The organism is Mesorhizobium sp. B2-3-2 (genome assembly GCF_006442295.1).
Taxonomy (GTDB): domain Bacteria; phylum Pseudomonadota; class Alphaproteobacteria; order Rhizobiales; family Rhizobiaceae; genus Mesorhizobium.
Genome location: NZ_VFWA01000009.1, coordinates 180,277 through 196,878 on the forward strand (window position 1 = coordinate 180,277; position 16,602 = coordinate 196,878).

15 protein-coding genes are annotated in these 16,602 nt (G+C 60.0%); 11 read left to right on the plus strand and 4 right to left on the minus strand.

The annotated features are described in order from the left end of the window. Positions 1-539: 539 nt before the first annotated feature. The 3 genes from FJ964_RS20880 (at position 540) to FJ964_RS20890 (ending at position 4,069) form a co-directional block, all read left to right on the plus strand. Positions 540-1,610, plus strand: a complete 1,071-nt coding sequence (locus tag FJ964_RS20880; RefSeq protein WP_140552142.1) for an AraC family transcriptional regulator — start codon at positions 540-542, stop codon at positions 1,608-1,610. A 533-nt stretch (positions 1,611-2,143) separates the two neighbouring features. Further along, positions 2,144-3,211, plus strand: a complete 1,068-nt coding sequence (locus tag FJ964_RS20885; protein ID WP_140552143.1) for a helix-turn-helix domain-containing protein — start codon at positions 2,144-2,146, stop codon at positions 3,209-3,211. Positions 3,212-3,463: 252 nt separating this feature from the next. Further along, the gene (locus FJ964_RS20890; protein ID WP_140552144.1) at positions 3,464-4,069 is read left to right on the plus strand and encodes a L,D-transpeptidase; all 606 of its coding nucleotides are present in this window, start codon (positions 3,464-3,466) and stop codon (positions 4,067-4,069) included. 140 nt (positions 4,070-4,209) lie between these two features. Here FJ964_RS20890 and FJ964_RS20895 read toward each other — a convergent pair whose 3' ends face one another. The 4 genes from FJ964_RS20895 to FJ964_RS20910 form a co-directional block, all read right to left on the minus strand. Beyond that, a complete protein-coding gene (locus FJ964_RS20895) occupies positions 4,210-4,662 on the minus strand; it encodes a universal stress protein (protein ID WP_140552145.1) in 453 nt (150 codons plus the stop codon). Between the two features lie 1,010 nt (positions 4,663-5,672). After that, a complete protein-coding gene (locus tag FJ964_RS20900) occupies positions 5,673-6,668 on the minus strand; it encodes a YihY/virulence factor BrkB family protein (protein WP_140552146.1) in 996 nt (331 codons plus the stop codon). Positions 6,669-6,673: 5 nt separating this feature from the next. Further along, the gene (locus tag FJ964_RS20905) at positions 6,674-6,892 is read right to left on the minus strand and encodes a hypothetical protein (RefSeq protein ID WP_140552147.1); all 219 of its coding nucleotides are present in this window, start codon (positions 6,890-6,892) and stop codon (positions 6,674-6,676) included. 102 nt (positions 6,893-6,994) lie between these two features. Further along, a complete protein-coding gene (locus FJ964_RS20910; protein ID WP_140552148.1) occupies positions 6,995-7,300 on the minus strand; it encodes a preprotein translocase subunit YajC in 306 nt (101 codons plus the stop codon). A gap of 502 nt (positions 7,301-7,802) precedes the next feature. On the opposite strand from FJ964_RS20910, the gene cyoA reads away from it, so the two are divergent. The 8 genes from cyoA (at position 7,803) to FJ964_RS20950 (ending at position 16,582) form a co-directional block, all read left to right on the plus strand. Then, on the plus strand, positions 7,803-8,750 hold the full coding sequence (cyoA, locus tag FJ964_RS20915; protein ID WP_140552149.1) for a ubiquinol oxidase subunit II: 948 nt from the start codon (positions 7,803-7,805) through the stop codon (positions 8,748-8,750). 2 nt (positions 8,751-8,752) lie between these two features. Further along, a complete protein-coding gene (cyoB, locus tag FJ964_RS20920; protein ID WP_181172551.1) occupies positions 8,753-10,756 on the plus strand; it encodes a cytochrome o ubiquinol oxidase subunit I in 2,004 nt (667 codons plus the stop codon). Further along, positions 10,753-11,427, plus strand: a complete 675-nt coding sequence (gene cyoC, locus FJ964_RS20925; RefSeq protein ID WP_140552151.1) for a cytochrome o ubiquinol oxidase subunit III — start codon at positions 10,753-10,755, stop codon at positions 11,425-11,427. The genes cyoB and cyoC overlap by 4 nt, the downstream gene beginning before the upstream one ends. Next, positions 11,424-11,834, plus strand: coding sequence for a cytochrome o ubiquinol oxidase subunit IV (cyoD, locus tag FJ964_RS20930; protein ID WP_140517457.1), 411 nt, complete (start codon positions 11,424-11,426; stop codon positions 11,832-11,834). Before cyoC ends, cyoD begins: the two co-directional genes overlap by 4 nt. A gap of 648 nt (positions 11,835-12,482) precedes the next feature. Further along, positions 12,483-13,319 (plus strand): heme-binding protein, encoded by an 837-nt coding sequence (locus FJ964_RS20935; protein WP_246676204.1) that lies wholly within the window; start codon positions 12,483-12,485, stop codon positions 13,317-13,319. Between the two features lie 122 nt (positions 13,320-13,441). Next, entirely contained in the window at positions 13,442-15,202 is a 1,761-nt protein-coding gene (locus FJ964_RS20940) for a methanol/ethanol family PQQ-dependent dehydrogenase (protein ID WP_263493498.1), read from the plus strand. Continuing rightward, positions 15,183-16,052 (plus strand): substrate-binding domain-containing protein, encoded by an 870-nt coding sequence (locus FJ964_RS20945; RefSeq protein ID WP_140552153.1) that lies wholly within the window; start codon positions 15,183-15,185, stop codon positions 16,050-16,052. The genes FJ964_RS20940 and FJ964_RS20945 overlap by 20 nt, the downstream gene beginning before the upstream one ends. Further along, positions 16,049-16,582, plus strand: a complete 534-nt coding sequence (locus tag FJ964_RS20950; RefSeq protein WP_140552154.1) for a c-type cytochrome — start codon at positions 16,049-16,051, stop codon at positions 16,580-16,582. Before FJ964_RS20945 ends, FJ964_RS20950 begins: the two co-directional genes overlap by 4 nt. Positions 16,583-16,602: the final 20 nt, after the last annotated feature.

Below are 16,602 nucleotides of genomic sequence, written 5' to 3' on the forward strand. Positions count from 1 at the left end.
AGGCAGTCGGCAGAAATGCCGGCCCCCCGGTCCCAAGCCAAGAACATACCTACGCATAGAGCCTCATCACAGCTTGTGCAGCCCGCATTCGGCCTATTGCCTACTGAACCACCCCAATCCCGAGAGCTTTCACGCACTCCGTCGGAAAGTGGATAGAAATTGGTTGGCCGTCAGGAGATTCTCATGTCGCGACCTCTGTGGGTCGCAACAGACCTTCCGACCGGTTGGTCGCAAGCAAGAGAATGCAAGGGTCACTCCACATGGCGCGCTCGGCGCCGACGAGAATGGCCATGGTTGCAAGGGTAAATACGATGGGAAAAACGCTGTCCCCGTTTCCACGAGAAATAAACGCATTGCCTATGTTTGGGATTCCTAGCCCACTCTAGGGGCGTATCTCCGGCTTAAGATTGTCTCAAAATCGATCTCATCCGCGGCGGCAGGTTGAGGCGTGTTTTATTGTCGGTTTCCTTGCGGGAAACGGCCTGCCGACCCCTTGAGTTGCCTATACTTCGGCGTCTCTTGTACGACAGGAGTTTGTTATGGACGCGAGAGTAACCGCTGCCGGCGTTCCCACCGACCCTTTTGCGGATGAACCTCTAAGATGCGCCATCGACGTAAGTAGCTTGTTGGCGCCCCCAGCCGAACAGTTTGATTTCTATCGATCATGGTTTACCGGGGTTGCCGAAATACAGCTTCTTCGAGCTGAGCACTCCGCGTTCCCGGCTCGTCATCAGGTATGGCAGTTGGGCGATCTGGCGTTGAGTTCCATCGAAATTCCAGGCGCCGGTTACGAGATACAATGGGAACATCGCAGACGACCGCTGTTGGATCACTGGATGCTGTCGGTGCCGTTCTCGCGTTGTGCCGGGGGCGAGATGATATCTCGTCGGCCCCGCATGAGGTGTCTGGCCCTGCCCGATGTTGGAGTGAGCAACGACGACCTGTTCATCACACTTTTTCTGCCGCGCACATGGCCGGCAACCAGATCATCGAAAATCGAAGCCAGCGACGCAGCGCTTGATTTTCTTGCCCACTACGCGGTTCTTCTGCACCGCTCACTTCCTCACTTGAGAGAAGCGGATCTACCCCATATCGTTACCGCGACCGCCAATATTTCCGCGGCTGCTCTTATGCCGACAAAAGATCATCTGGCAGAGGCGCAAGGGCCTGTGAACGCCGTGTCTGCCGCTCGGATTGCCAAGCGTATCGCGGAGAGGTTGAGCGATCCCGACTTGACGCCCAACAAACTCTGCCGTGCGGTCGGTGTCTCGCGCTCCCGTCTCTACCGGATTTTCGAGCCGGTAGGCGGTGTGTCCAACTATGTGCGACGCAAGCGGCTGCTCAAAACGCGCGACGCCCTGGCGGACAGTTCGGACAAGCGAACGATCTCCAGCATAGCCGAAGCATGGGGCTTCCACGATCCGTCTACCTACAGCCGGATGTTCAAAACAGAGTTCGGCATCTCTCCAAGAGAAGCGCGCGAACTCGGGTGGCAGGGCGTCAAGCATTCGACTTGGCTGACTGTGGATGAGCCAGTCGCGGATGCTGGCATCCTGAGCAACCTTCTGATCAACAATTCATTGGGATTGTCCCTTTCTTCAAGACAGTGACGGATTCCTGGCAGAGGTCGGGGGCGCCTGGAGATCATCACACAAGCTACAAGAAATATACGTCAAACCCATATTATGGATTCCTCGCATATTTTTCAAAAATCGATGACCGTTTAAGCTCGGCCGCGCTCTCGTCATTAGCATCACGATTTTCGATAACTCCACCCTGGATTTTTAATTGTCAGGACCGTCTCCTTGCGAAAGGCACATCGTTCATTGTTGATCTGCTAGCGCGATAGGAGCTTGTGATGGAGGTAACAGTACGAAGCGATACTCTTGGCGAGCCGATCGCTGGAGCAGTTGCCATACACGCGGCCGACATCCGCACATCATCGATTCTGCTGGCTGGGCGAGATGTTCTTGTCGACTGGCTCCATACCACCCAAGCAGGTGCGGGTGTCGGGATTTCAAGTCCCATAACCTCGATCTCGCCGCGGCTACATCCGCCGGGGATGAGCCCGACACGTCTGGTCTCTTGATCGAGAACTCCATGGGGTTGGCGTCACCCTCTTTCAAGCAATGAGTTTGCCTCAATGCAAGACAAGCCATCAATTGTCAGCGAAAGTGAAGCGATCGGGACCGCGGAACCTCTAAGATGCGTCGTAGACGTTGATACCTCGCAGGTGCCACCGGCCGAGCAATTCGACCTGTTCCGGAGTTGGCACTCAAATATTGCCGACGTCGAATTGCTGCGAGACGAGTTCGGCTCGTTCTCGGCGCGCGAGCGGGCGTGGCGATTGGAGAGCCTCGTGCTGGCTTTCATCGAATATCCCGGGATGGGGTACCGTCGGCGGTGGCGCAGCAGAAAGAGTCCGGTGTTCGACCACTGGGCTCTCTCGGTGCCCCAGACAATCCCCGCGGGCGGCGGCCCGCCAAGAATGGGACAGCTACGTTGGCAATGCCTGGGTGCACCCCATGAAGATCAGGGTGAGGATGACGGTGTCCTTGCGCTATTCCTTCCGCGGGATTTCGCCTTCTCGCAACCCTTCACGCTCGATATCCGGCCCGAGATGGCTACGTTCGTCGCCGACTATGTTCTGCTGCTCTATCATTCCTTCCCCGATCGCACGGAAAACGACGTCCCGTATATCGCATCGGCGACCACCAGCCTGCTTGCCGCGTGCATTTCCCCGTCCCGGGATCACTTTTTCGAAGCACAGGAGCCGATCGACGCGGTCATCATGGCCCGCGCAAACAAGATCATAGTAGCCAATCTGGCCGACCGGAACCTGACACCGGGAAAGCTCTCGCAAGACCTCGGCATTTCACGCTCCCGACTTTATCGGATTTTCGAACCAGCCGGAGGCATCTCGCACTATATCCGGCGACAGCGGCTGCTGAAAACGAGGGACGCGCTCGGGAACATCGCGGATGGACGCCCGATTTCAAGCATTGCGGAGGAGTGGGGCTTCATGGATCCCTCGACATATAGCCGGACATTCAGGCGCGAGTTCGGAATCTCGCCCAAAGAGGCACGGGAGGCGGGCTGGCTGGGCCTCAAGCATCCTCCTTTGGCGGAGCGGTCGAACAACGGCAAACCTTCCCTGAACAGCCTCCTGGCTAACAATTGCCTTCTCAGCCATCAGCTTTCGAGTACGTGATTGGAGTCTTCGGCTGAGGTAATCTTGTCGAAGACGAGAGTGAACCCATTCCTTGGCGAAGCTGGAGATTGGACGCCGGTTCGAACTGCCCGCCGGGAACACCACGCAGCCTGACGAGGCGCTCGTACGGCATAAGAGATTGCACCCTCAAGCGGAGAGGCCGATGTCAGAAATGTTGGTCCCGATAGCGCAGGCTTATCGAAACTCACAAAATACCAGCCAACAAGTCATTATATTTTGGAGGTTCATTTGGTGAATTCTTTGAGCAGACGATCCCTGATCGTTGGGGGAATATCATTTCTGGCGCTGTCCGGGCGTGCGGAAGCTTCCCAAAAAAGTTGGTATATCGGGAGAATTCCCGATCAGCCGTTTGACATCCCTCTCGTAGACAAGACGCGCATCCCCCAGCAATTCCGTCGGCAAACGGTGCCTTACTTGGGCAGGGAAACCGCCGGAACCATCCTAATCAACAAGCAGGAGCGCTTCCTGTACTATGTCGAAGACGCCCGCAGGGCGATCCGCTTCGGCATCGCAGTCGGTCGGGACGGACAGAGATGGAATGGAGAGGCAATCGTTGGACGACGAGCCCAATGGCCGACCTGGACCCCCACCGCCAACATGCGACGCCGCAATCCGAGCTTGCCGCAGCGCGTTCCGGGAGGCCCAAACAATCCTCTCGGCGCGCGGGCGCTGTATCTGTATCGCAATGGCCAGGACACGCTGTATCGCATTCATGGGACCAATGAGCCCTGGACCATTGGAAAAGCTGCATCATCCGGCTGCATCCGGATGTTGAACGAGCATGTTTTTGAACTCTTCGGGACAGTGCGCAACGGCGCCCGCGTTGTCGTTGTCTAGCCTGCGCCAATCATGGATGCCATTGCGCGGCAGCCTCTAAATGCCGAGGCCGGCGCATGGAGACATCGTCGTCACAGGATACCGTCTCTTTCGGAAGGTTGAGCGCAAAGGAAGCCGGTACTTTCTCCGGTTTCGTTTGGCTACCGCACGACCAATACAGGCACACTTCCCTCCGCGAGAACCTCCGATGTCTGGCTTCCCAGCAAAAGCTTTCTGATGCCACGACGGCCATGGGAAGCCATCACAATCAGGTCGCAGCTCCGTGACTTGGCGGTCTCGATAATCGCCTTGGCCGGGTGGGCATCCGGGACATGTAGAAATTCCGCGGATACCCCCATCCGGTCAGTTGCCTCTCTGACTTGATCGAGGACTTGCCCTGCGAATTCCTTGCTCGCGGCCTCAAAACTATCAACCTCCTCCTGCGAAGGAATAGACCCGGAGGTAAATCCGGTTCCATAGTCAATCAGCATTGGCTCCGTGACAGTGACAACTGTCGCCTTGGCAGCCAAGGCTTTCGCCAAGGCTATCCCCTGCTCAACGCCCTTCCTGGCGACGTCGGAACCATCCGTGCTCACGAGGATATTGGTGTACATCTGAGTTCTCCCTGCCTGGTCGATCACGGTTCCGGCAACACCAACAGTAGTCGAGATATGCACGTTGGTGCACTGCAAGCCCTCTCTTGCATATCCAACTCACGCCGCCTGTATCGCGACGCCGGGCACATTCGGGAGCGGGCGCACCGTCTCCAAATCGCGGAGGAATAGCGCTTGCCCGGCCCGCCGATCACCAATTGCCTTCTCATGTACCAGCTATGGTTAAATCACAGACAAGACGACAGATGTTCGCAATGCCTTTGTTGCCCGCTCAACCTACAATTCATCGGGTCATTGCGTTATGTGCAATTTATCCCAATGAATTGCATCTCGTCCAATTCTTCTTATTGCGATGGCATATGTTAGAGATACCCCTTTCGACCCCGAAATCGAACAATATGATTTGATCAATGTATCTTTCGGTGAGGATCTCCACATGAAAAGAAGCCCATTTCTGACTGCAGGGGCGGCAGCCGTAATCGCCTGTCTGTAAAGCCCGCATTTTCGCAGTCGACCTCGGAGACGGCCAGCCGCTAACGGTCACCGATTTGGAGAACTCGGCCGCTCAGCTTCGACCCGCTTTTTCCCGGGGTTTCGATCCCGCCCGGTGAGTGTCTATCAGGGTTAACGCGCGATGCTACCGATGATCGACACGGCGCCGAGCCAAGGCCCCGATTTGCAGGTCCGAGGTAAGGAAACAGTGCCTTCGCACCGCTTAAGTCCTCCACCACGGCACCTGAATGCCGGAGCACAGTGCGGGCCCGCGCTGTGCCGAACCTCCCGCTGTGGCAGACCGACTCCTTCTGCGAAGCCACAGGCGCCAAGTGTCCAAACGCGCGGCACGACCGCGCCGCGATCCACGGGTCAAGGCTGCCGGACAGCACGGATAACCTTCGCCTTGCTCCTGCGCAGCGGCCGGGATCCTGTTATCCTCAGTAGTGCTGCGCCCATATGGGGCTGGATCAAGATGCTACGGCTTTCGCTTTTTGCAACGGTGCCCCCGCGCGGCGTCAATCCTGTTTTCGCCGCCACAATTGCGAGACCAGCGCGGTGATCAGGCTGCTTACGACAATCCATGCGGCGATCTCGCCGTCATGCACTTCAGGCCGGCGCGGCGTGTCTATCTTGTTGCCGCTCAACACCACTACCGGCGCAAGGTCTGGCCGGCTTCCACGCCTGACCGAGTAAGCGCGCGTAATTTCGGCACCGAAGAGGAAGATCTGCGCTGAATAATAGACCCAAAGCAGCACCACCATCAGCGCGCCTGCCGCTCCGTAGGAAGTCGCTATCGCGCTGGTGCCGATGTACCAGCCGATCAGCGACTTGCCGATGGTGAACAGCAACGCAGTGACCACCGACCCGACGGCAACATCGCGCCATTTGAGCGTGCGATCCGGCAAGACCTTGTAGATCGCTGCGAAGAGCAGCCCAATCAGCAAGAAAGAGACAACCGTGTTGACCGTGCTGAGCACCAGTTCGCCGAACGGCAGGTGGTGATTGATGACTTCGCTTAGCGCGGTGATCGCTGCGCTTGCCGCCAGCGATACCATCAGCATGAAGCCCAGTGCGGCAACCAGGCCGAGACTTACCGCACGCGCCCGCACCAGGCGCGAAAGCGACAGGCCGTCGGCTTTTACCTTCCAGATCTCGTTCAGCGACTGTTGCATCTCACCGAAAACACCGGAGGCAGTGAAGAAGAGCGTCACCAATCCGATGACCGTGGCAAGCGTCCCGGACCATCGGTGCGAAGCCGTCTCGATCGTCGCCTTGAGTAGATCGGCACTCTGCGCGCCCATCACGCCGGATATCTGTGCCGACAGGGCGAGCTGGGCCGCATCCTTGCCCACCGCCAGACCAGCGACCGCCACGACGATCAGAAGGATCGGCGCCAGCGATGTCGTGGCGTAGAAAGCCACCGCTGCCCCGTGGCTCAACGCATTGTCGTTGATGAAGCCGGTGACGGCATCCTTCAAGAGAATCCAGGCACCGCGAAACCAGTGTGGCATCTCCCTCATCCGTCACGCCATATCGGACGCGGAGCGTCGTGGCCTGTCACGATCGGCGGAAACTGCCCTGCACGTCGTTCTTTGACCGCTTCCGCCACTGCCAGCACCGCGATGCGGACCCCGGTCTGGATCGCACGGTCGGCGTCAAGCGCTTCGTGGCTCGGCTCCCAGTAGCCGATATAGCGCGCGAGTTCGGCCACCTCGCCAATGGGATCACGCTTCATCGAGCGCAGCCCGTCGGTAAAGCTGGCGCGGCGAGATGGCGTGGATAATCCCATCCCCCGAGCTCGGCCTCGTTGGCGAGCTTTACGTCGCGGGGTGATGCGTCAGCCATTTCGGGCCGCGCAATTTTTCTTCAGCCTTATGATCGCCGACATGTGGACGGTAACCACACCGCCACAGTCAATCCGTACGCTCAGCTTGTTGGTTTCAAGATCGACCCGAGTGACGTCCCCAACAAGAACGACTTTGTCTCCGACGTGAGTTCTGGGGGGCGCATCGATCGCATAAGGACGATCATAGGAGGGGATGCTCACCCTGGCGCGTCCGCTGGGAAGCATGTCCATGACCGTACTCGTCAGGGCAACTTCATCACCGATTGCAACTTCTCGAGGCAGGTTGAATTGCAGCATGGCATTTCTCCCGAGACTGTCCCAAATCAATGCTGGCAGCTCGAGTTGGTTGCCTGAAATCGCACCTACATAGCAGGCAATCGGAGACCTGCTGACGCGCATCGCGAGTCGCGAGCTCAACAGCTCGCCGGGGAGGAACACACGGGGCGGAACCTTTAAGAGCCAAGCCAAACCGATATTGCGTGATCGCGAAACGTCCCAGCGCGCAACGGCGTCTCGCCCGAGGTTGGGTTGCATCTTGTAGGGCTCGCGTTCGCCATAGCACCCGAGTTGGACATTTGCTGTCCATTTCCGCAGACAAGGCAGGCCGACCACACGGGCCAGCTTGCCGTAGCGCTGACGTAGAACAAGTTGAGATCGGAGCGTGGGGCGCGCGAGACGCTCCGTCATCTCGATGCAGTTGCCGTTGGAGACAAAAGCGCGCCTTTGCGGAACAAGCAGCCCGCGCCGCAGTTATGAAGGTACTCATCCCGGGGACGGCGGCTGGCTATGATGTTTTGCAGTGTTACACTGTTGTAGTCGAGGCCTATCGCTTCTCTGGATTTTCGCAGCGGTAACCCTGTCGGGTTGCGCGGGAGGCGTGCTCGACCCGCAGGGACCGGTCGGCGCGGGGAACCGCACGATCCTCCTGAACTCACTGGCCGTGATGCTGGTCATCGTCATTCCGACGCTGGTCGCGCTGCTTGCCTTCGCCTGGATATTTCGTGCCTCGAACAGCAGGGCTCGGTATGATCCAGAGTTCACGTATTCCGGCCGGATCGAGCTCATCGTCTGGTCGATTCCGACGCTGACCATCCTCTTCCTCGGCGGCTTGATCTATTATGGATCGTACCATCTCGATCCTCGCAAGCCGATCGACTCCAGCCGGCCGCCAATCGAAATCCAGGTGGTGGCGCTCGACTGGAAGTGGCTGTTCCTCTATCCCGATCAAGGTGTCGGAACGGTCAACCAGCTGGTTATTCCAACCGGCATGCCGCTGCGTTTCAGACTGACCTCGGCCAGCGTCATGAACACCTTCTTCGTGCCGCAGCTCGGCAGCATGGTCTATGCCATGAATGGCATGCAGACCGAGGTCAACCTGCAGGCTGATCGCGAGGGCGAGTACTTCGGCCTGTCGGCGCATTTCAGTGGCGATGGCTTTTCGGACATGAATTTCCGTGTCAGGGCAGTCTCGGCTGACGCCTTCGCCAGTTGGGCCTCCTCCTTGCATGGCGGAGGCGGCGTGCTCAACGCCAGCGCCTATCGCCAGCTTGCCAGGCAAAGCATCAACGCGCCGGCATCCTCGTTCGGCCATGTGCAGCCGGGCTTGTTCGATGCGGTCGTGCGCCAGTCGCTGCCTCCAGGGCCGGGACCTGCTGGAACTGCCGCCGGAGGGCCGCAGGTGAGCCCGAAAGCTGAGCCCAAGGCGGGAGCGCCGCCCATGGCTCACCAGCACGATGAAGGAGGATGACGATGCTCGGCAAGCTCGACTGGTCGGCCGTTCCCTTTGACCAGCCTATTCCGCTCGGCGCGGCCCTGATCGTCTTCCTGGCCGCCGCCGCCGTTCTGACCTGGGTAACGATCAAAGGCTACTGGCCCTATCTTTGGTATGAGTGGATAACCTCCGTCGACCACAAGCGGATCGGCGTCATGTATATCGTGCTGGCGGCGCTGATGCTCCTGCGCGGCTTCGTTGACGCCGTCATGATGCGTACCCAGCAGGTGCTCGCCATCCACGGGCCGGGATACCTGCCGTCGGAGCACTACGACCAGGTCTTTTCGGCCCACGGCACGATCATGATCTTCTTCGCCGCGATGCCCTTTGTCATTGGGCTGATGAATTTCGTCATCCCGCTGCAGCTCGGCATCCGCGACGTCGCCTTCCCGACGCTGAATTCAGTGAGCTTCTGGCTGACCGCGACCGGCGCGCTGCTCGTCAACATTTCGCTCGTCGTCGGCGAGTTCGCGCGCACCGGCTGGCTGCCTTATGCACCGCTGTCGGAGACGACCTACTCGCCAGGCGTCGGCGTCGACTATTATCTGTGGTCGATTCAGATCTCCGGCGTCGGCACCCTGCTCACGGGCGTCAACCTGGCGACCACCATCCTCAAGATGCGCGCGCCAGGCATGGGCTATCTGCGCATGCCGATGTTCTGCTGGACCTCGCTTGCCTCCAACATGCTCATCGTCGCCGCATTCCCTATCCTTACCGCAACCCTCGCCATGCTAACCCTCGACCGCTATCTCGACTTCCATTTTTTCACCAACGAAGCCGGGGGCAACCAGATGATGTTCGTCAATCTCATCTGGGCCTGGGGTCACCCCGAGGTCTACATCCTCGTGCTTCCCGCCTTCGGGATCTATTCGGAAATCTTCTCGACCTTCTCGTCGAAACCGCTGTTCGGCTATCGTTCGATGGTTGCGGCGACGATGTTCATCTGCATCGTCTCCTTCATGGTCTGGCTGCACCACTTCTTCACCATGGGCGCCGGCGCCGATGTCAATGCGGCTTTCGGCATCGCCACCTCGGTTATCGCCGTCGGCACCGGCGTCAAGATCTACAACTGGCTCTTCACCATGTATGGCGGGCGCGTGCGCTTCGAAACGCCAATGCTCTGGGCGCTAGGCTTTGTCACCACGTTCATCATCGGCGGCATGACCGGCGTGCTGCTCGCCGTTCCGCCGGCCGATTTCATGCTGCACAATTCGCTCTTTCTCGTGGCGCATTTTCACAACGTCATCATCTCGGGCGTGCTGTTCGCGGCCTTTGCCGGCTTCACCTACTGGTTCCCGAAAGCCTTCGGGTTCCGGCTGCATGAGGGTTGGGGCAAGGCGGCGTTCTGGGTCACGCTTGCCGGCTACATTCTGGTGTTCGTGCCGCTCTATATCGTCGGCCTTCTCGGCATGACCCGCCGCCTTCAGCATATCGACATGGATATGTGGGCGCCGTGGCTTGTCGTAGCGGCCTTCGGAATCGTGGTGATGATCATCGGCGCCGCATGCCAAATCACGCAGCTTGTCGTCTCGATCAGGCATCGCGACGAGTTGCGCGACGAAACCGGCGATCCTTGGGACGGACGCTCGCTGGAATGGTCGACATCCTCGCCGCCGCCCGTCTTCAACTACGCGCGGCTGCCGCATGTCGAAAACGAGGAGCCCTACTGGACCATCAAGCAAAGGGCAATGGACGAGCAGAGTCAGGAGACCGAAGAAGACTACGAGGCGATCGAGATGCCGCGCAATAGCCCCACAGGCTTCGTCACCGCCTTCTTCAGCACTCTGATTGGCTTCGCGCTCATCTGGCACATCTGGTGGTTGGCGATTGTCGGCTTCATCGGGGCCTATGCCACCTTCGTTGTATTCGCCTGGCGCGAGCATGGCGATTACGAGATCCCTGCCGACGAGGTCGGTCGCATCGATCTTGACCGCAAGGCAGCCCAGCTTGCCTGGATGCGCAGACGCGAGCGTGTGGCATGAGCGACATCCCCGCCGACGCCGCAACGCGCGATCCCTACCGGCTGGGTCGCACCGCAGGGCATGGCCATCACGTGTTCTCGGCGACCGGCCACGGCGAGGGTGGCCCGGCCTCCAAGTTCGTCACGGTTGCCTACGGCTTTTGGATCTTCCTGTTGTCGGACATCATAATGTTCTCGGCTTTCTTCGCCGCGTATGCCGTCCTGTCCAATTCGGCGGCGGGCGGGCCAACAGGCAAGGAGCTGTTTGAGTTGACGCGCGTCGCGGCACAGACGGCGCTGCTGCTCACCTCGAGCTTCGCCGGCGGCCTTGCGATGCTCGCGACCCACCGCCGGTCGATGGCCGCCACCCAGTTCTGGTTGCTGGTGACCGGCCTGCTTGGTGCAGCCTTCCTGTTCCTGGAGGTGCAGGAATTCGCGGCCATGGTGAATGAGCAGGCGGGCCCATCACGTAGCGCCTTCCTGTCCGCGTTCTTCGCCCTTGTGGGCTGCCACGGAACCCATGTTGGACTTGGCCTGCTTTGGCTCGGCACCATGATGGCGCAGCTCTGGATAAAAGGCTTTCGTCCCGACATATTGCGCCGGCTTCACTGCTTCAGCCTGTTCTGGCACGCGCTCGACATCATCTGGATCGCCATCTTCACCCTGGTCTATCTGCTGGGAGCGTCATCATGAGCGAAATGGACAGCCGGAACGAGGACATGCTTGACCGCCGCGATTCCGCACCAGGCGAAGAACGCAGCGAGGAACACGAGGTGGCGGGAGGCCTTTCCGGCTATCTGCTGGGCTTTGGCCTGGCAATCCTGTTGTCAGTGGCGTCCTTCATTGCGGCACAAACCGATCTGATTTACCAGCCGGCCGTGATCTCGGCCCTGACGGTGCTTGCCATCGCACAAATGGGCGTCCATCTCGTCTTTTTCCTGCACCTGACGACAGGACCTGACAACACCAACAACGTGCTCGCGCTCGCTTTCGGTGTGCTGATCGTGACCTTGGTCGTTTTGGGCTCGGTGTGGATCATGAATCATCTCAGCCAGAACATGGGAGCGATGGATGCGCATCAGGCTCACATGATGCCATGATGCGGTTCCAGCTCCGTGGCCTGGGCGCAAGACCGCCCGTCCCTCGGTTCGGCTACCTTGCGCATAGCGTCTGCACCTTCAGGCGTCGAAATCCATAGGTGCGGAGAGCCAAGCCGATACCACTCGTACCCCCAGTGATGACGATGCTCTGTTGGAAAACTTGCCCATAGCTCACAGTCCGCACGGCGTTTGCACCTTGGACGCTGCGAAATACATAGTTGCGCCGGATTAGCGGGCCAGGGTGTGATGAGGGCAGGCTCCCTCGCCTTCTGGCAGCCGCATGCCCCGGTCTTGACCTGGACGCGATCCCGTAGCGCTGGCGACGGCGGATCCAGAGCGGCATCGAGGACGAAGGCGAACTCGGACGCATCATTTCCCGTCACACCGTGCCGCTTCGGATGATGGCTTAGACTACCTCGGACGTCGGCTGGCCGCATGCGTGACCAAGCGTGCTTTTCCGGGCTGTCATCCTGCTGCGGCCAACATGGGAGGGTGACCAGCGGGCTGCGTCGATGCCTTTTCAATGAGCTGCTGCCTATGTCGCAACGTCTATGCCTTCCATCATAATTTCAGGAAGCAGGAACATAGGGGCCTCGTCCGAGTTCCATTGACAGTGCGGGAACATAGCTCAGTTTGCGAGGGGATTCCTTGCTCTGTGAGCGCTCTCACTTTCCACGTCGTGTTCAACGAATGCTCCGGATCATGGGTCGCCCACAGCTTTTCTCCCTGGCTTTCAGCCTCCTGGTACTCGTTAATTGCGCCTTGCTGCAAAGCAGGGCTTGGGCACAGCTACCCTGCCCCGCCGACCACGCCAAGCTCCTGGCTGCCCTCAAGGCAAACGTCAAAGCAAGCGGCGGCCCTGCCAATGGCGGCTTCGAGACCAATGAATGGGCGGCGATCGTTACGCGTGACGGAACAGTTTGCGCTGTTGCTTTCAGCGGCCCCACCAGCGATGCGCAGTGGCCCGGCAGCCGGCTGATCGCAGCCGAAAAGGCCAGCACGGCCAACGGGCTCAGCGTTGTCCAGATGGCTCTCTCGACGGCGAACCTATATGCGTCTGTTCAGCCAGGCGCCCCCTTGTTCGGATTGCAGCTTACCAATCCTGTCAACCAGGCAGCCGCCTATGCCGGCGACAGCAAGGCCTTTGGGAGTGCGAGCGATCCGCTGATTGGCAAGCCGATCGGCGGCGTCGTGGCATTTGGCGGCGGCCTTGCTCTCTACGACGGCAAAACGATTGTCGGCGGGCTTGGCATCAGCGGCGACTCCTCGTGCGCCGATCACAATGTCGCTTGGCGGCTGCGTGCGGACCTAGGGTTGGACAAGGTTCCGGCGGGCGTCAATCCCAGCGCCAAGGACGCTATCATCTACGATCTCGATCCCGGCGGAAAGAGCGCCTCCGGTTGGGGTCATCCGTTGTGCGCGGGAACCGAGGCGGACATCGCTGCGGAACTCGGCGCCGGAGTGGGAGGTTCGATCCGCAAATGAGGGGATTGCTGAAACTGGCGGGGAAATACGCATGGGCGACACCAGACGGTCGAGGAGCGGAAAGGGGCCGGTGTTTTGACTTTAGGCCGTTGAAGTGGCTGGTGCTGGCCGCAGGCTGCTCATTGCTGAACGCCGCGGCCGCGCAGTCTGCGGTCACACCCGCCATCGCACCGCCCGCCGCGGCCGCGCCACCCGATGACGGCCAATGGACAATGCCGGCTAAGAATTATGCCTCGACGCGCTACAGCGAATTGGCGGACATTAACGAGGACAATGTCAAGAACCTTCAAGTTGCCTTCACCTTTTCGACCGGAGTGAACAAGGGTCAGGAAGCGGCGCCACTCGTCGTCGGAAACACGATGTATATCGTGACGCCTTTTCCAAACATCGTCTACGCGCTCGATCTTTCCAAGCCGGGCGCGCCGATGAAATGGAAATATGAGCCAAATCCTGAACCTGCCGCGCAGGGCGTTGCCTGCTGCGACGTCGTCAACCGCGGTGCGGTCTTCGCCGACGGGCGCCTCTTCTTCAACACGCTGGATGGTCACACGATCGCGCTGGATGCCGCCACTGGCCAACCAGTGTGGAACGCGCATATCGGCAACATCAATATCGGCGAGACCATAACCATGGCGCCGCTTGTGGTGAAGGGCAAAGTGCTCGTCGGCAATTCCGGCGGCGAGATGGGCGTGCGCGGCTGGGTCAAGGCGCTGGACGCGGGCGACGGACATGTCGTCTGGACGGCCTACGGCACCGGACCGGACAAGGACGTGCTGATCGGGCCGGATTTCAAGCCGCATTACGACATGGACAGGGGCAAGGACCTTGGCGTGACCACATGGCCGCCGGAAGCCTGGAAGATCGGCGGCGGCAATATGTGGGGCTGGATCTCTTACGATCCGGACCTCAACTTGATCTATCACGGGACCGGTAATCCAGGGCCGTGGAATCCGGATCTTCGACCCGGCGACAACAAATGGACCTCCGGCATTTTCGCGCGCGACCCCGATACCGGGGCCGCGAAATGGTTCTACCAATGGAGCCCGCACGACCTGCACGATTACGACGGCATCAACGAGCAGATCCTGCTCGATATGAATTGGCAGGGTAAGCCGCGCAAGGTGCTGGTCCGCCCGGAGCGCAACGGCTATCTCTACATTCTGGATCGGACCACCGGGGAGGTCCTGTCGGCGACACCCTATGGGGCCGTTAATTCCAGCAAGGGCGTCGATCTGAAAACCGGGCGCCTGATCGAAAACCCCGACAAGAAAACCGGCACCGGCAAGGTGATCCGGGATATCTGCCCGACAGCATCCGGGCTCAAGGATTGGCAGCCATCCGCGTTCTCGCCGAAGACAGGACTGCTCTACATCCCACACAACAATCTGTGCATGGACGAAGAGGGCCTCGAGGTGAACTACATCGCCGGCACCCCCTATGTCGGCATGAATGTGCGCATGATCCCGGGCCCGGGCGGCAACCGCGGTGCCTTCACCGCCTGGGACATCGCCGCGGCAAAGCCAGCCTGGAGCCTGAAAGAAAATTTTCCGGTGTGGAGCGGCGCGGTCGTAACCGCCGGCAACGTCGTGTTCTACGGCACAATGGAAGGCTGGTTCAAAGCTGTGAGCGCAAGGACAGGGGAATTGCTTTGGCAGTTCAAGACCTCGTCCGGGATTATCGGCCAGCCGGTCACCTATCGCGGCCCCGACGGACACCAATATGTCGCGATCCTGTCCGGCGTCGGCGGTTGGGCCGGGGCAATCGTATCGGGCGACCTCGACCCGCGCGACGCTACCGCCGCGCTCGGCTTCGTCAACGCGATGAAAGACCTGAAGAACGCGACCACTGCGGGAGGCACGCTCTATGTGTTCCGGCTCCCCTGATGCTTTCGAGTTGACGGCAGTTCGAAGACGCGAGGCGAACGGACGTCTTGTAGCCGCGGTGGTAGCGTTTGCCTCGCTGCTCTTCGCGGTTGCCGCCGACGCACGTGAACTCAAGGTGTGTGCCGACCCTAACAACATGCCGTTTTCCAACGCCGCTGGACAGGGCTTCGAAAACAAGATTGCCCAGATCATCGCCAAAGAACTGGATGCAAGACTTTCCTATACCTGGTGGGCCCAACGCCGCGGTTTCGTTCGCAACACGCTCAAGGCAGGCCTGTGCGATCTCATACCTGGCACCCCCGCCAATCTCGAAATTCTCCGCGCCACCGCTCCCTATTACCGCTCGACCTATGTCTTCGTGACGCGGAAGGACAGTCCCGAGATCACGTCTTTCAACGATCCACGCCTGCGCACTTTGCGCATCGGCGTGCAGCTCATCGGCGATGACGGGGCCAATTCCCCACCGGTCCAGGCACTCGGCCGCCGCGGCATTGTCGGTCATCTCGTCGGCTATCCAGTCTATGGCGACTATTCGGCCCCCAACCCGCCCGCGCGCATTGTCGAGGCGGTGGCCAGCGGCGAGATCGATGTTGCCGTCGTCTGGGGCCCGCTCGCTGGTTATTTCGCCGCCAAGCAGAAGATACCGCTGCGCATCACGCCCGTGACACCTCGAATCGACGGGCCTCAATTGCCAATGGTCTACGACATCTCCATGGGCGTCCGACGCGGGGACGACGCGCTGCGCGACGAAGTGGAGGCAGCCCTTGCCAAGCACAAGGCTGAGATCGACGCGACCCTGGCCCGATACGGTGTACCGCGCCTTGATACCGGCGGGAGCGCGGACCGATGAGGCGGAACCTCACCGTGCTCTTGTCGGCGATGCTGGCCCTTGCCGCTTGCCAGCGGGAAGAGCGCGACACACGTCCGCAATCGGCCCTTGGGTCCGGCCAACAGCCAACGCCGGTGACTGCGTTGGAGCCAGGCGGCCAAAGGCCATCCCCAAGCGACAACAAGGCGGCCAGCTTCGAGGCCAACGCCTTTCATCTCAGCGAGGGCAAGCGCCTGTTCAGCTGGTTCAATTGCTCGGGGTGCCATGCCAATGGCGGCGGCGGCATGGGACCGGCGCTGATGGATCAAAAGTGGATTTACGGCAGCTCGATCGAGAGTATCCACGCAACGATCCGGGACGGTCGGCCTAACGGCATGCCGAGCTTTCGAAACAAGATTCCCGATGATCAGATTTGGGAGCTTGCAGCCTTCGTGCGTTCGTTGGGCGGCAACGCGCCCTCCTCCGCCGCACCGCAGCGTAACGACGACATGATGGTCCATCCGTCGGAAAATCGCCTGCCCGATGCCGCGACGCTGGGGAAATCGCCGTGAAACGCTTTTTTCCAAAAGCG

Bases quoted from the DNA above. Each gene is read 5' to 3' on its own strand.
- FJ964_RS20880 (WP_140552142.1), top strand. From the start codon at position 540: ATGGACGCGAGAGTAACCGCTGCCGGCGTTCCCACCGACCCTTTTGCG.
- FJ964_RS20885 (WP_140552143.1), top strand. From the start codon at position 2,144: ATGCAAGACAAGCCATCAATTGTCAGCGAAAGTGAAGCGATCGGGACC.
- FJ964_RS20895 (WP_140552145.1), bottom strand. From the start codon at position 4,662: ATGTACACCAATATCCTCGTGAGCACGGATGGTTCCGACGTCGCCAGG.
- FJ964_RS20900 (WP_140552146.1), bottom strand. From the start codon at position 6,668: ATGCCACACTGGTTTCGCGGTGCCTGGATTCTCTTGAAGGATGCCGTC.
- FJ964_RS20905 (WP_140552147.1), bottom strand. From the start codon at position 6,892: ATGAAGCGTGATCCCATTGGCGAGGTGGCCGAACTCGCGCGCTATATC.
- FJ964_RS20910 (WP_140552148.1), bottom strand. From the start codon at position 7,300: ATGCTGCAATTCAACCTGCCTCGAGAAGTTGCAATCGGTGATGAAGTT.
- cyoB (WP_181172551.1), top strand. From the start codon at position 8,753: ATGCTCGGCAAGCTCGACTGGTCGGCCGTTCCCTTTGACCAGCCTATT.
- cyoC (WP_140552151.1), top strand. From the start codon at position 10,753: ATGAGCGACATCCCCGCCGACGCCGCAACGCGCGATCCCTACCGGCTG.
- cyoD (WP_140517457.1), top strand. From the start codon at position 11,424: ATGAGCGAAATGGACAGCCGGAACGAGGACATGCTTGACCGCCGCGAT.
- FJ964_RS20945 (WP_140552153.1), top strand. From the start codon at position 15,183: ATGTGTTCCGGCTCCCCTGATGCTTTCGAGTTGACGGCAGTTCGAAGA.
- FJ964_RS20950 (WP_140552154.1), top strand. From the start codon at position 16,049: ATGAGGCGGAACCTCACCGTGCTCTTGTCGGCGATGCTGGCCCTTGCC.